The organism is Stappia albiluteola, from assembly GCF_014050225.1.
Taxonomy (GTDB): Bacteria; Pseudomonadota; Alphaproteobacteria; order Rhizobiales; family Stappiaceae; genus Hongsoonwoonella; species Hongsoonwoonella albiluteola.
This window is the reverse complement of sequence record NZ_JACFXV010000054.1, coordinates 1-12,728: the sequence shown is the minus strand read 5'-3', so window position 1 is coordinate 12,728 and position 12,728 is coordinate 1. Positions and strand designations below refer to the sequence as shown.

24 protein-coding genes are annotated in these 12,728 nt (G+C 63.0%); all 24 read right to left on the bottom strand.

Going from position 1 to position 12,728, the window contains the following annotated elements; all coding sequences use genetic code 11:
* Positions 1 to 33 precede the first annotated feature (33 nt).
* The 24 genes from H2509_RS12460 to tuf all read right to left on the bottom strand — a co-directional run bounded on the left by H2509_RS12460 (position 34) and on the right by tuf (position 12,725).
* Entirely contained in the window at positions 34 to 639 is a 606-nt protein-coding gene (locus H2509_RS12460) for an adenylate kinase (protein WP_182165836.1), read from the bottom strand.
* Complete coding sequence (secY, locus tag H2509_RS12455) at positions 636 to 1,970, bottom strand: preprotein translocase subunit SecY (RefSeq protein WP_182165834.1); 1,335 nt, start codon at positions 1,968 to 1,970, stop codon at positions 636 to 638. The genes H2509_RS12460 and secY overlap by 4 nt, the downstream gene beginning before the upstream one ends.
* A 39-nt stretch (positions 1,971 to 2,009) precedes the next feature.
* Positions 2,010 to 2,486, bottom strand: coding sequence for a 50S ribosomal protein L15 (gene rplO, locus H2509_RS12450; RefSeq protein WP_182165832.1), 477 nt, complete (start codon positions 2,484 to 2,486; stop codon positions 2,010 to 2,012).
* A 19-nt stretch (positions 2,487 to 2,505) separates the two neighbouring features.
* On the bottom strand, positions 2,506 to 2,700 hold the full coding sequence (rpmD, locus tag H2509_RS12445) for a 50S ribosomal protein L30 (RefSeq protein WP_182165830.1): 195 nt from the start codon (positions 2,698 to 2,700) through the stop codon (positions 2,506 to 2,508).
* A gap of 42 nt (positions 2,701 to 2,742) precedes the next feature.
* Positions 2,743 to 3,306 (bottom strand): 30S ribosomal protein S5, encoded by a 564-nt coding sequence (gene rpsE, locus H2509_RS12440; RefSeq protein ID WP_182165828.1) that lies wholly within the window; start codon positions 3,304 to 3,306, stop codon positions 2,743 to 2,745.
* 41 nt (positions 3,307 to 3,347) lie between these two features.
* Complete coding sequence (gene rplR, locus H2509_RS12435; RefSeq protein ID WP_182165826.1) at positions 3,348 to 3,710, bottom strand: 50S ribosomal protein L18; 363 nt, start codon at positions 3,708 to 3,710, stop codon at positions 3,348 to 3,350.
* Positions 3,711 to 3,721: 11 nt separating this feature from the next.
* Entirely contained in the window at positions 3,722 to 4,255 is a 534-nt protein-coding gene (rplF, locus tag H2509_RS12430) for a 50S ribosomal protein L6 (protein WP_182165824.1), read from the bottom strand.
* A gap of 47 nt (positions 4,256 to 4,302) precedes the next feature.
* Complete coding sequence (gene rpsH / locus H2509_RS12425; RefSeq protein ID WP_182165822.1) at positions 4,303 to 4,701, bottom strand: 30S ribosomal protein S8; 399 nt, start codon at positions 4,699 to 4,701, stop codon at positions 4,303 to 4,305.
* Positions 4,702 to 4,713: 12 nt separating this feature from the next.
* Entirely contained in the window at positions 4,714 to 5,019 is a 306-nt protein-coding gene (gene rpsN / locus H2509_RS12420) for a 30S ribosomal protein S14 (protein WP_182165820.1), read from the bottom strand.
* Positions 5,020 to 5,051: 32 nt separating this feature from the next.
* Positions 5,052 to 5,609: a 50S ribosomal protein L5 gene (rplE, locus tag H2509_RS12415; protein WP_182165818.1), complete on the bottom strand. Its 558-nt coding sequence runs from the start codon at positions 5,607 to 5,609 to the stop codon at positions 5,052 to 5,054.
* On the bottom strand, positions 5,602 to 5,919 hold the full coding sequence (gene rplX / locus H2509_RS12410) for a 50S ribosomal protein L24 (protein WP_182165816.1): 318 nt from the start codon (positions 5,917 to 5,919) through the stop codon (positions 5,602 to 5,604). The genes rplE and rplX overlap by 8 nt, the downstream gene beginning before the upstream one ends.
* Positions 5,919 to 6,287 carry a 50S ribosomal protein L14 gene (gene rplN / locus H2509_RS12405; RefSeq protein WP_182165814.1) on the bottom strand — a complete coding sequence of 123 codons (369 nt, stop codon included), beginning with the start codon at positions 6,285 to 6,287 and terminating at the stop codon, positions 5,919 to 5,921. The genes rplX and rplN overlap by 1 nt, the downstream gene beginning before the upstream one ends.
* A gap of 56 nt (positions 6,288 to 6,343) precedes the next feature.
* Positions 6,344 to 6,586, bottom strand: coding sequence for a 30S ribosomal protein S17 (gene rpsQ / locus H2509_RS12400; RefSeq protein ID WP_182165812.1), 243 nt, complete (start codon positions 6,584 to 6,586; stop codon positions 6,344 to 6,346).
* 10 nt (positions 6,587 to 6,596) lie between these two features.
* Positions 6,597 to 6,791 (bottom strand): 50S ribosomal protein L29, encoded by a 195-nt coding sequence (rpmC, locus tag H2509_RS12395; RefSeq protein WP_182165810.1) that lies wholly within the window; start codon positions 6,789 to 6,791, stop codon positions 6,597 to 6,599.
* Between the two features lie 22 nt (positions 6,792 to 6,813).
* On the bottom strand, positions 6,814 to 7,227 hold the full coding sequence (gene rplP / locus H2509_RS12390) for a 50S ribosomal protein L16 (RefSeq protein WP_182165808.1): 414 nt from the start codon (positions 7,225 to 7,227) through the stop codon (positions 6,814 to 6,816).
* Between the two features lie 46 nt (positions 7,228 to 7,273).
* Positions 7,274 to 8,002: a 30S ribosomal protein S3 gene (gene rpsC, locus H2509_RS12385; protein ID WP_182165806.1), complete on the bottom strand. Its 729-nt coding sequence runs from the start codon at positions 8,000 to 8,002 to the stop codon at positions 7,274 to 7,276.
* Positions 8,002 to 8,382, bottom strand: a complete 381-nt coding sequence (rplV, locus tag H2509_RS12380) for a 50S ribosomal protein L22 (protein ID WP_182165804.1) — start codon at positions 8,380 to 8,382, stop codon at positions 8,002 to 8,004. The genes rpsC and rplV overlap by 1 nt, the downstream gene beginning before the upstream one ends.
* A 2-nt stretch (positions 8,383 to 8,384) precedes the next feature.
* A complete protein-coding gene (rpsS, locus tag H2509_RS12375; protein ID WP_182165795.1) occupies positions 8,385 to 8,663 on the bottom strand; it encodes a 30S ribosomal protein S19 in 279 nt (92 codons plus the stop codon).
* Positions 8,664 to 8,675: 12 nt separating this feature from the next.
* Complete coding sequence (rplB, locus tag H2509_RS12370; RefSeq protein ID WP_182165793.1) at positions 8,676 to 9,509, bottom strand: 50S ribosomal protein L2; 834 nt, start codon at positions 9,507 to 9,509, stop codon at positions 8,676 to 8,678.
* Positions 9,510 to 9,524: 15 nt separating this feature from the next.
* Positions 9,525 to 9,818, bottom strand: coding sequence for a 50S ribosomal protein L23 (locus H2509_RS12365; RefSeq protein ID WP_182165791.1), 294 nt, complete (start codon positions 9,816 to 9,818; stop codon positions 9,525 to 9,527).
* Positions 9,815 to 10,435: a 50S ribosomal protein L4 gene (gene rplD / locus H2509_RS12360; RefSeq protein WP_182165789.1), complete on the bottom strand. Its 621-nt coding sequence runs from the start codon at positions 10,433 to 10,435 to the stop codon at positions 9,815 to 9,817. The genes H2509_RS12365 and rplD overlap by 4 nt, the downstream gene beginning before the upstream one ends.
* Positions 10,435 to 11,154, bottom strand: coding sequence for a 50S ribosomal protein L3 (gene rplC / locus H2509_RS12355; RefSeq protein ID WP_182165787.1), 720 nt, complete (start codon positions 11,152 to 11,154; stop codon positions 10,435 to 10,437). The genes rplD and rplC overlap by 1 nt, the downstream gene beginning before the upstream one ends.
* 23 nt (positions 11,155 to 11,177) lie before the next feature.
* Positions 11,178 to 11,486, bottom strand: a complete 309-nt coding sequence (gene rpsJ, locus H2509_RS12350; protein ID WP_067216522.1) for a 30S ribosomal protein S10 — start codon at positions 11,484 to 11,486, stop codon at positions 11,178 to 11,180.
* A gap of 63 nt (positions 11,487 to 11,549) precedes the next feature.
* Complete coding sequence (gene tuf / locus H2509_RS12345) at positions 11,550 to 12,725, bottom strand: elongation factor Tu (RefSeq protein WP_182164923.1); 1,176 nt, start codon at positions 12,723 to 12,725, stop codon at positions 11,550 to 11,552.
* Positions 12,726 to 12,728 lie beyond the last annotated feature (3 nt).

Here is a 12,728-nt window from a genome sequence, read left to right as displayed (position 1 = left end):
CGGAACGCCATCTTTCAGACTTCGCGCGGAGCCTTAGCTTTTCTGCGCATCTCCGTCAAGACCGGACAGCGCTTTCGCGATATCCGCCGTCACCGCATCGATCGGCTGCATGCCATCGATCGCCTTCAGCTGGCCACGGGCCTTGTAATAGGGCGCGACCACCGCCGTGTCCCGATTATAGGCGGCAAGCCGCTGCTTGAAGACCTCCGGATCGTCGTCCTTGCGGACCGGCAGGCCCTGAGCTTTCGCTTCTTCCGCGCGCTTGATGATCCGATCCACCAGCGCCGACTGATCGACCACAAGCTCAAGCACCAGGTCGAGCTTCAAACCCTTCTCGGCCAGCATCCTGTCCAGCGCCTCGGCCTGGGCCACCGTCCTCGGGAAACCGTCGAGGATGAAGCCCTTGCGGGCATCGTCCTCTTCGATCCGGTCGGCAACGATGCCAATGACGATGTCGTCGGACACGAGGCCGCCGGCGTCCATGACAGCCTTTGCCTTCAAACCGACCGGTGTGGCGGCGGCGACGGCCGCACGAAGCATGTCACCGGTCGACAATTGCGGAATGCCGTATTTCTCGACCAGGCGCACAGCCTGGGTACCCTTGCCCGCGCCCGGTGGTCCGAGAAAAATCAGCCTCATCTACGCTTCCCCCTGAGCTTCGCCTTCTTCACCAGACCCTCGTACTGGTGGGCAAGCAGATGGCCCTGGATTTGGGAAACCGTGTCCATCGTCACACTTACCACGATCAGCAGCGAGGTCCCTCCGAAATAGAACGGAACGCCCGTAGCGGAAATGAGGAATTCGGGTAATAGGCAGACGATGACGATATAGGCAGCGCCCACCACGGTGATCCGCGTCAGCACGTAGTCGATATATTGCGCGGTCCGCTCGCCCGGCCGGATACCCGGAATGAAGCCGCCATGGCGCTTCAGGTTATCGGCCGTATCGGTCGGATTGAAGACGATCGCCGTGTAGAAGAAGCAGAAGAAGACGATCAACGCGGCGTAGAGCAGCATGTAGAGCGGCTGGCCGTGGCCAAGCAGCGCCGTGACCGTGGTGATCCAGCCCCCGGCCGCATCCGGCGTCGCAAGGCCCGAGACGGTGGCCGGAACCAGCAGCAGCGACGACGCGAAAATCGGCGGAATCACGCCGGACGTGTTGAGCTTCAGCGGCAGGAAGGACGTATTGCCTTCGAACATCCGGTTGCCCATCTGGCGCTTCGGATACTGGATCAGCAGCCGGCGCTGCGCCCGTTCCATGAACACGATCACGCCGATGACGACCACCGCCAGAATGATGATGGCCAGGATGATCGGCGTCGCCAGCGCGCCCTGGCGGCCGAGTTCCAGCGTCGAGGCGATGGCCGTCGGCAGGCCGGCCACGATACCGGAGAAGATGATCAGCGAGATGCCGTTGCCGATACCGCGCGAGGTGATCTGCTCGCCAAGCCACATCAGGAACATGGTGCCGCCGACCAGCGTCAGCACCGTGGAGATGCGAAAGAACCAGCCCGGATCGACGACCACGTTGGCCGCGCCCTCCAGGCCGACGGCAATGCCATAGGCCTGGAACGTCGCCAGCAGCACGGTGCCGTAGCGGGTATACTGGTTGATGACCTTGCGGCCCTGCTCGCCTTCCTTTTTCAGCTGTTCCAGCGACGGCACAACCGACGTCATGAGCTGAATGATGATGGAGGCGGAGATGTAGGGCATGATGCCGAGGGCGAAGATCGCCATGCGCTCGACGGCGCCTCCGGCAAACATGTTGAAGAGGCCGATAATGCCCTGCTGCGCCTGGCCGAAGGCCTGGGCCAGCGCCGACGGATTAATTCCCGGCAGCGGCAGATAAGTACCAAGCCTATACACAAGAAGCGCACCCAGTGTGAACCAGATACGCTTCTTCAATTCCTCGGCCTTGGCGAAAGCAGAGAAATTCAGATTAGCCGCAAGCTGTTCGGCCGCAGATGCCATACCGTGCTCCGGTCATTATAATGCGCGAATGAAAAAAGCTCAGGCCTCCTCGGCCTGAGCTCCCAGGATCGTAACCTTGCCGCCGGCCTTCTCGACCGCGGCGATCGCGGCCTTGGATGCGCCGGCGATCTCAAACTGGACGGCACCCTTCAGCTCGCCATCGGCAAGCAGGCGCACGCCATCCTTCAGTCGCTTCACGACGCCGGCGGCCTTCAGGGCCTCCGCCGTCACCACGGCCTTCGCATCCAGCTTGCCGGCTTCGATAGCCTGCTGCACGCGGCCAAGCGAAACGACATTGTAGGACTTGGCGAAGATGTTGGTGAAGCCGCGCTTCGGCAGGCGCCGATGCAGAGGCATCTGACCGCCTTCAAAGCCCTTGATGGCCACACCCGAACGGGACTTCTGGCCCTTCACGCCGCGTCCGCCGGTCTTGCCCTTGCCGGAGCCGATACCACGGCCGACGCGGATCGGATCCTTGGAAGCGCCCGGATTATCCCGGAGTTCGTTGAGCTTCATTGTTTCTCTCCCGGATCCCTTACGCCTCGTCGACGACGCGCACGAGATGCTGGACCTTGCGGATCATGCCGCGCACTTCAGGAGTATCCTTCAGCGTCGAACGGCGGTGCATCTTGTTAAGGCCGAGGCCGATCAGCGTCGCGCGCTGATCCTTCGGGCGCCGGATCGGGCTGCCCGTCTGCTCGACCGTTACGGTCTTTTCGGTGTTCGCCATGGAACAAACCCTCATTCAAGCTGGTGTGCGTTGCCGCCGAGGTCAAGCCTCGGCAGCAGCCGCCGGAGCCTCGTCGTTATCACGACGGCGTGCCTGGAGGGTCGAAACCTTCAGTCCACGGCGCGCCGCGACCGAACGCGGGCTGTCTTCACGCTTCAGCGCGTCGAACGTCGCGCGAACCATGTTGTAGGGGTTCGAAGTGCCAAGCGACTTCGCAACCACGTCCTGGACCCCGAGGGTCTCGAACACGGCGCGCATCGGGCCGCCGGCAATGATACCCGTACCGGCCGGAGCCGCACGAAGAATGACCTTGCCCGCGCCGTGCCGGCCTTCGACATCGTGATGCAGCGTGCGGCCTTCGCGCAGGGCGACCCGGATCATGCTGCGCTTTGCAGCCTCGGTTGCCTTGCGGATAGCTTCCGGCACTTCGCGCGCCTTGCCGTGGCCGAAGCCGACGCGGCCCTTCTGGTCGCCGACGACGACGAGCGCGGCAAACCCGAACCGCCGGCCGCCCTTGACCACCTTAGCGACGCGGTTGATGTGAACGAGCTTGTCGACAAATTCGCTGTCGTGCTCTTCACGTTCCCGCTTGTCCTGTCTCGCCATAATATCCGTCTTCCGTTCTTAAGAGCGTCTCCCGACGCTGGTCAGAATTCCAGCCCGCCTTCGCGTGCCGCATCGGCCAGCGCCTTCACGCGGCCGTGGAACAAGTAGCCACCGCGGTCGAACACGACCTTGGTGACGCCGGCGGCCTTGGCGCGCTCGGCAATCAGCTTGCCGACAGCGGCGGCCGCAGCCGAATCCGCGCCGGTCTTGAGCTGACCCTTGACGTCCTTCTCGACCGTTGAGGCAGAGGCTACGGTATGGCCCCGCTCGTCGTCGATGATCTGTGCATAGATCTGCTTCGACGAACGGAACACGGAAAGGCGCGGACGACCGTTCGCCACCTTCTTGAGCGAGCGGCGGACGCGATCGCGGCGACGCTCGAAACTTGAATTGCCCTTCGACATGACCAGGTCCGTTACTTCTTCTTGCCTTCCTTGCGGGCGATGTATTCACCCGCATAGCGAACGCCTTTGCCCTTGTACGGCTCGGGCGGCCTGAATTCGCGGATTTCGGCCGCGATCTGGCCGACCTGCTGCTTGTCGATACCGGAAATCAGGATTTCCGTCGGCTTCGGGCACTGGATCTGGATACCCGACGGGATCGGGTACAGAACGTCATGCGAGAAGCCGAGCGCAAGCTGCAGGTTCTGTCCCTGAACCTGGGCACGGTAACCGACGCCGGTGATCTCGAGCTTCTTCTCGAACCCACTGCTGACGCCATGGATGAGATTGGCAACCATCGTGCGGCTCATGCCCCACATGGATCGGGCGCGCTTCGATTCGTCGCGCGGATCGATCTTGATGCCATCATCCGTTTTTTCGGCCAGAACGAGGTCGTTGAGCACGAAGGAAAGCGTTCCCTTCGGGCCCTTTACCTCAACCGTCTGGCCGTTGATCGTTGCCGTTACCCCGCTAGGCACGGGGACTGGCTTTTTGCCAATGCGAGACATATGACCAACCTGTCCAGTTTTATCTTACAATCAGGCACGATGCCGCGTCAGAAGACGCGGCAAAGCACTTCACCGCCCACGTTCTGCTCACGAGCTTCGTGGTCGCTCAACACGCCCCGCGGCGTCGAAAGGATCGACACGCCCAGGCCGTTGTTGACGTGCGGAATGTTCTTGACCGAGGAATACACGCGGCGGCCCGGCTTGGAGATCCGCTCGATGGTGCGGATCACCGGCTCGCCGTCGAAATACTTCAGCTCGATCTCAAGCTCCGACTTGCCGCCGTCGAATTCGACGGTCGAATAGCCGCGGATATAGCCTTCTTTCTGGAGAACGTCGAGCACCCTCGCCCGCAGCTTCGACGCAGGTGTGGAAACCTTCGTCTTGCGGCGCATCTGCGCGTTGCGGATGCGGGTGATCATATCCCCCAAAGGATCGGAAATCGCCATGGGAGTCTCTCCTTACCAGCTCGACTTGACGAGGCCGGGGATGAGCCCCAGCGAGCCAAGCTCGCGCAGCGCAACGCGCGACATCTTCAGCTTGCGGTAGAAACCGCGCGGACGGCCGGTAACCTCGCAGCGGTTGCGCACGCGCACCGCCGACGAGTTGCGCGGCAGGCTCGCCAGCTTGAGGCGTGCGTTGAAACGCTCCTCAAGCGAAAGGCTTTCGTCCTTCGCCATCGCCTTCAGGGCCGCGCGCTTCTCGGCATACTTCTTGACAAGACGCTCGCGCCGCTTGTTCTTCTCGATCGCGCTCTTCTTCGCCATCGTGGATCCTCGTTCCTTTCCCGTATCGTCGCTTATTTGCGGAACGGGAAGTTGAACGCGCGCAGCAGCTCGCGCGCCTCATCATCGTTTTCAGCCGTGGTGCAGACGACCACGTCCAGGCCCCAGATCTGATCAACCTTGTCGTAGTTGATTTCCGGGAAAACGATATGCTCCTTGATACCCATGGCGTAGTTGCCACGACCGTCAAAGCTCTTCGGGTTCAGGCCGCGAAAGTCGCGAACGCGCGGCAGCGCGATCGTGATCAGGCGATCCAGGAACTCGTACATACGCTCACGGCGCAGGGTCACCTTGGTACCGAGCGGCATTCCCTCGCGCACCTTGAAGGTCGCGATGGACTTGGTCGCCCGTGTAATGACCGGCTTCTGGCCAGCGATCGCCATCAGGTCGTCGGCGGCGATCTTCGCCTTCTTGCTGTCGGCGACAGCCTCGCCCACGCCCATGTTGAGCACGATCTTTTCGATCGACGGGATCTTCATCGGGTTCGAATACCCGAACTTTTCCTGGAGCTGCGGCCGCACCACGTCGAGGTAGTGCGTCTTCAGCCGCGGCACGTAGTTCGTATCAGCCATCGATCAGATCTCCCGAACGCTTGGCCACGCGAATCTTCGTGCCGTCTTCCTTGATCTTGAAGCCGACGCGGGACGGCTTGCCGTCCTTGGGATCGGCGATCGCGATGTTCGACACGTGAATCGGCGCTTCCTTGGTGATGATGCCACCTTCGGTCTGAGCGGTCTGGCGCTGGTGACGACGCACCAGGTTCACGCCACGCACAACAGCCCGGTCTTCAGCCGGCAGCATCTGGATAACTTCGCCGGTCTTGCCCTTGTCACGACCGGTCAGCACGACGACGGTGTCGCCTTTCTTGATCTTCGCGGCCATTAGAGCACCTCCGGTGCAAGCGAAATGATCTTCATGTGGTTTTTCGCACGAAGCTCACGCGGAACCGGCCCGAAGATACGGGTGCCGATCGGCTCCTTGTTGTTGTTGACCAGAACGGCCGCATTGCGGTCGAACCGGATCACCGATCCATCGGCGCGGCGAATGTCCTTCGCCGTGCGCACGACGACCGCCTTCATCACGTCGCCCTTCTTCACGCGGCCGCGCGGGTTAGCTTCCTTGACGCTGACGACGATGATGTCGCCAACGCTGGCATACTTCCGCTTGGAGCCGCCGAGCACCTTGATGCACATGACACGACGGGCGCCGGAATTGTCCGCCACGTCGAGGTTTGTTTGCATCTGAATCATGACTGGCTGCCTTGTTCTCTTTCCAGTGCTCCAGAGCGGAGCACCGCAAGCTCACCTCAGTTCGCGACCGGAATTTCGACCACGACCCAACTTTTCGACTTCGAGATCGGCGCACACTCTTCGATCTGAACGGTGTCGCCAACCTTGTACTGGTTATTCTCGTCGTGCGCCCGATACTTCTTCGAGCGGCGGACAGTCTTCTTCAGAAGCGGGTGCGTGAAGCGGCGCTCCACGAGAACCGTGACCGTCTTGTCGTTGGCGTCGCTGACGACGACGCCCTGCAGCACGCGTTTCGGCATCGCTGTCTCCTTACGCGCCCACGCGCTTGTCGCGCATGATTGTTTGAATCCGCGCGATGTCACGGCGAACCTGCCGTACCCGCGCCGTGTTTTCGAGCTGGCCCGTGGCACGCTGGAAGCGCAGGTTGAACTGCTCCTTCTTCAGCGTCTCGAGCTCGGTCTTGAGCTCGTCTTCGGTCTTTGCCCGAACGTCCGTCGCCTTCATGGCTTTTCTCCTGGAACGTGCGTCACTCAGCGATGCGCTGAACGAAACGGCACTTGATCGGCAGCTTGGCCGCGGCCAGGCGCATGGCCTCGCGCGCGATCTCTTCGGAAACGCCGTCGATTTCGAACATGACGCGGCCGGGTTTCACGCGGCACGCCCAGTATTCAACCGAGCCCTTGCCCTTACCCATGCGCACTTCGGTCGGCTTCTTCGTAACCGGCACGTCCGGGAAGATGCGGATCCAGACGCGACCCGCACGCTTCATGTGACGGGTCATGGCACGACGGGCTGCCTCGATCTGGCGCGCTGTGATGCGCTCCGGCTCCACCGCCTTCAGGCCGAAGGCGCCGAAATTGAGATCGGTACCACCCTTGGCGACGCCGTGGATGCGGCCCTTGTGCTGCTTGCGGAACTTCGTTCGCTTTGGCTGCAGCATCGTTTCTCTCTCGTTTCTCTATAGCCTCGACGCGGTCGGCTGCCTATCAGGCAGCACGCTCGCGATCACCCCGGTCGCGACGTCCGCCGCCACCCTGCCCCTGATCGCCGCCTTCATTGGCGCGGCGCTCGGAAGCCATCGGATCATGCTCGAGGATCTCACCCTTGAAGATCCACACCTTGACGCCGCAGGCGCCATAGGCGGTATGAGCCGTCGCCGTGCCGTAATCGATATCGGCACGAAGCGTATGCAGCGGCACCCGGCCTTCGCGATACCACTCCAGACGGGCGATTTCCGCACCGCCGAGACGGCCGCCGCAGTTGATGCGGATGCCCTGGGCGCCAAGCCGCATCGCCGACTGCACGGCGCGCTTCATGGCGCGGCGGAACGCGACGCGGCGCTCCAGCTGCTGGGCGATCGAAGCGGCGACCAGCGTCGCGTCGATTTCGGGCTTGCGCACTTCGACGATGTTGATGTGCACGTCGGAGGACGTCATCGACGAAAGCGCCTTGCGGAGCTTCTCGATGTCGGCGCCCTTCTTGCCGATGATCACGCCCGGGCGGCCCGAGTGGATCGTCACGCGGCACTTGCGGTGCGGACGTTCGATGACGACCTTGGAAACCGCGGCCTGCTTCAGCTCCTTGAGGATGTACTCGCGGATCTTGAAGTCTTCATGCAGCAGCTGGCCGTACTCGCCCTTGTCCGCGTACCAGCGCGAATCCCAGGTGCGGTTGATGCCGAGGCGCATACCGATCGGATTGATTTTCTGTCCCATCAGGCAGTCTCCTCGACTTCGCGGACAACAATGGTCAGGTTCGAGAACGGCTTCTCGATCCGGCCGACGCGGCCGCGGGCCCGTGCCTGGAACCGCTTGATCACGAAAGCCTTGCCAACATGCGCCTCGGCGACCACAAGGCTGTCGACGTCGAGATCGTGGTTGTTTTCCGCATTCGCAATCGCCGACATGAGCGTCTTCCTGACGTCAATGGCGATGCGCTTGCGGGAGAAGGTCAGGTCGGCCAGGGCCGAGCTCACCTTCTTGCCACGGATGGAAGCCGCGACAAGGTTCAGCTTGCGCGGGGAAACGCGCAGCATGCGGGTCATTGCCCGGGCCTCGTTGTCGGCGAGCACCCGCTCACGCTTCGGCTTGCCCATCGTTACTTCCTCTTCGCCTTCTTGTCGGCGCCGTGACCGTAGTAGGTGCGCGTCGGCGAGAACTCACCGAACTTGTGCCCAACCATGTCTTCCGACACCAGAACCGGGATGTGCTTCTGGCCGTTGTAAACGCCGAAGGTCAGCCCAACGAACTGCGGCAGGATGGTCGAGCGCCGGCTCCAGATCTTGATGATCTCGTTGCGGCCGGATTCGCGAACCTTCGCAGCCTTCGTGAGAAGGAAGCCATCGACGAACGGGCCCTTCCAAACAGAACGTGTCATGGTCGGTCCCTCTTACTTCTTGCGCGCGTGACGGCTGCGGACGATGAACTTGTCCGTCGCCTTGTTGCTGCGCGTGCGCTTGCCTTTGGTCGGCTTACCCCACGGGGTGACCGGGTGACGGCCGCCGGAGGTGCGGCCTTCACCACCGCCGTGCGGATGGTCGACCGGGTTCATCGCGACGCCGCGGACATGCGGGGTACGGCCCAGCCAGCGCGAACGGCCGGCCTTGCCAAGGTTGATGTTGCCGTGATCCGGGTTGGACACCGCGCCGACGGTCGCAAAGCACGTGCCGAGGACCCGACGCTGCTCGCCCGACATCAGGCGAAGCGTGGTGTAGCCCTGGTCGCGGCCCACGATCTGGGCATAGGCGCCGGCGGACCGGGCGAGCTGACCGCCCTTGCCGGGCTTCAGCTCGACATTGTGGACCAGCGTGCCGACAGGGATCGAGGCAAGCGGCATGGCGTTGCCCGGCTTCACGTCGACGGACTGGCCGGCGACGACCTTGTCGCCCTCGCCCAGGCGCTGAGGCGCCAGGATGTAGGCCAGTTCACCGTCCTCATACTTGATGAGCGCGATGAACGCGGTCCGGTTCGGATCGTATTCCAGCCGTTCGACGGTCGCGACGACGTCGTGCTTGTTGCGGCGGAAATCGATCAGGCGGTAGGTCCGCTTGTGACCGCCACCGCGGTTCGGCGACGTGCGACGGCCGAGGTTGTTGCGACCGCCGGACTTGCTCAGGCCTTCGGTCAGCGTCTTGACCGGCTTGCCCTTCCAGAGGCCGGAGCGGTCCACCTGCACCAGCTGGCGACGGCCCGGCGATGTGGGATTAAAGGTCTTGAGTGCCATCTATCCTACTCCGCCTCACAGGCCCGTCGTCACGTCGATGGAGTCGCCATCCTTCAGCGTCACGATCGCCTTCTTGACGTCGGACTGCTGGCCGATGCGGCCCTTGAAACGCTTGACCTTGCCCTTGCGGACGATCGTGTTCACTGCCGTGACCTTGACGCCGAACAGCGCCTCGACCGCAGCCTTGATTTCCGGCTTGGACGCGTTGTTCGCGACCTTGAAGACGACCTTGTTCTGCTCGGAAGCCACGGTCGACTTTTCGGTAATCACCGGCGAACGGATGATATCGAAATGCTTGAGGTCGCTCATTTGAACCGCTCCTCCAGCGCCGTGACCGCTGCCTTCGTCAGAACCAGCGTGTCGCGCCGGACAATGTCGTAGACGTTGATGCCCTGGACGGGCAGCACGTCGATCGCCGGGATATTGCGGGCCGCCAGGCGGAAATTCGCATCCACATCGGCGCCGTCGATGACGAGCGCATTGGACAGGCCAAGCTTGGCAAGACGATCCTTGACCGCCTTGGTCTTGGCTTCCGCCGCATTCACCGCATCGACGACGATGATGCTCGACGCCTTCGCCTTGGCCGAGAGCGCGTGCCTCAGGCCGAGCGCACGGACCTTCTTGGGAAGGTCGTGCTCATGGCTGCGGACGACCGGGCCGAACGCCTTGCCGCCGCCGCGGAACTGCGGGGCCTTTCGGTTGCCGTGACGCGCGCCGCCGGTGCCCTTCTGGCGGACGAACTTCTTCGTCGTGCCAGTGACCTCGGAGCGGCCCAGCGACTTGTGGGTACCGGCCTGACGCTTGGCGAGCTGCCAGCGGACCACGCGATGGATCAGATCGACGCGCGGGTCGAGACCAAAGATCTCGTCAGACACGGTGATCGAACCGGCGCTGGCGCCGTCGAGGGTCTTTACCTCGAGTTCCATCACTCACTCTCCTTCTCGGCAACCGCCACGCTGTCGGCAACAGCCGGCATGCGGAACGCGCCCGGCTGCGGAACGCCCTGCGGCAGAGCCTTCTTGACCGCGTCGCGGATCAGGATCCAGCCGCCCTTGGCGCCGGGAACCGAACCCTCGATCATGATCAGGCCGCGCTCGACATCCGTCCGGGCGACCTTGAGGTTCTGCGTGGTGACGCGCTCGGCACCCATGTGGCCGGCCATCTTCTTGCCCTTGAACACCTTGCCCGGATCCTGGCGACCGCCAGTCGAACCATGGCTGCGGTGAGAGACGGACACACCGTGCGTCGCTCGAAGGCCGCCGAAATTGTGCCGCTTCATGGCACCGGCGAAACCCTTACCGATCGAGGTGCCCGTGACGTCGACGAACTGCCCCTCGACGAAGTGGTCGGCAGTGATCTCCGCGCCCACGTCGATGAGGTTGTCGGTCGACACGCGGAACTCGGCGACCTTGCGCTTCGGCTCGACCTTGGCCGTCGCGAAATGTCCGCGCAGGGCCTTGGGCGTGTTCTTCACCTTGGCCGTACCGACGCCGACCTGCAGCGCGGTGTAGCCATTCTTCTCTTCCGTCCGGTGGGCAACGACCTGACAGTTTTCGAGCTTCAGAACCGTCACCGGCACCTGCTCTCCCGCATCGTTGTAGATGCGGGTCATACCCACCTTCTGTGCGATCACTCCAGAACGCATCGGCGTGTCCCCTTGTGAGCGCCTTACAGCTTGATCTCGACGTCAACGCCAGCAGCCAGGTCGAGCTTCATCAAAGCGTCGACGGTCTGGGGCGTCGGATCAACGATGTCGAGGAGGCGCTTGTGAGTGCGCATCTCGAACTGATCACGGCTCTTCTTGTCGATATGCGGGCCGCGAAGCACGGTGTACTTCTCGATCCGCGTCGGCAGCGGTACAGGACCGCGCACTTGTGCACCGGTCCGCTTCGCCGTGTTAACGATCTCGCGCGTAGACGCGTCGAGAACACGGTGGTCGAACGCCTTGAGGCGGATCCGAATGTTTTGACCGTTCATGTCTCAGTCCCCAAAAGACGAAGGCGCCCCAGGATCGGGCCTCGGGCGCCCCTCGTCCGTGGATTACTCGATGATCTGTGCGACGACGCCGGCACCGACGGTGCGGCCGCCTTCACGGATGGCGAAACGCAGGCCTTCTTCCATGGCGATCGGCACGATCAGCGTGACCGTCACGGACACGTTGTCGCCCGGCATCACCATCTCCGTGCCCTCGGCCAGTTCCACCACGCCCGTCACGTCGGTCGTGCGGAAGTAGAACTGAGGACGGTAGTTGGTGAAGAACGGCGTATGACGGCCACCCTCTTCCTTCGTCAGGATGTAGGCTTCCGCCTTGAACTTCGTATGCGGCGTCACCGAGCCCGGCTTGCACAGCACCTGGCCGCGCTCAACGTCCTCGCGGCCGATGCCGCGAAGCAGCGCGCCGATGTTGTCGCCCGCCTCGCCCTGGTCGAGCAGCTTGCGGAACATCTCAACGCCCGTCACCGTCGACTTCTGCGTGTCGCGGATACCCACGATTTCCACTTCCTCGCCGACCTTCACCACGCCGCGCTCGACGCGCCCCGTCACCACCGTACCGCGGCCGGAAATCGAGAACACGTCCTCGATCGGCATCAGGAACGGCAGGTCGCGCGGACGCTCAGGCGTCGGGATGTAGTCGTCAACCGCCTTCATCAGTTCGGCGATCTTCTGCGTGCCGATCGCCTCGTCACGGCCTTCCAGCGCCGCAAGCGCCGAGCCGGCAACGATCGGAATGTCGTCGCCCGGGAAGTCGTAGGACGACAGGAGCTCGCGCACCTCGACCTCGACCAGCTCCAGCAGCTCCGGATCGTCGACCTGGTCAACCTTGTTCATGAACACGACCAGCGCCGGCACGCCGACCTGGCGGGCAAGCAGGATGTGCTCGCGCGTCTGCGGCATCGGGCCGTCGGCCGCCGAAACAACCAGGATCGCGCCGTCCATCTGCGCCGCGCCCGTGATCATGTTCTTCACGTAGTCGGCGTGGCCCGGGCAGTCCACGTGGGCGTAGTGACGCGCTTCCGTCTCGTACTCCACATGCGCCGTCGAGATCGTGATGCCGCGAGCTCGCTCTTCCGGCGCCGAGTCGATCTGGTCATACGCCTTGAACTCGCCGTACTGCTTCGTGATCGCAGCCGTCAGCGTCGTCTTGCCATGGTCAACGTGACCAATCGTGCCAATGTTCACATGCGGCTTGTTGCGCGCAAATTTCTCTTTCGCCATCGG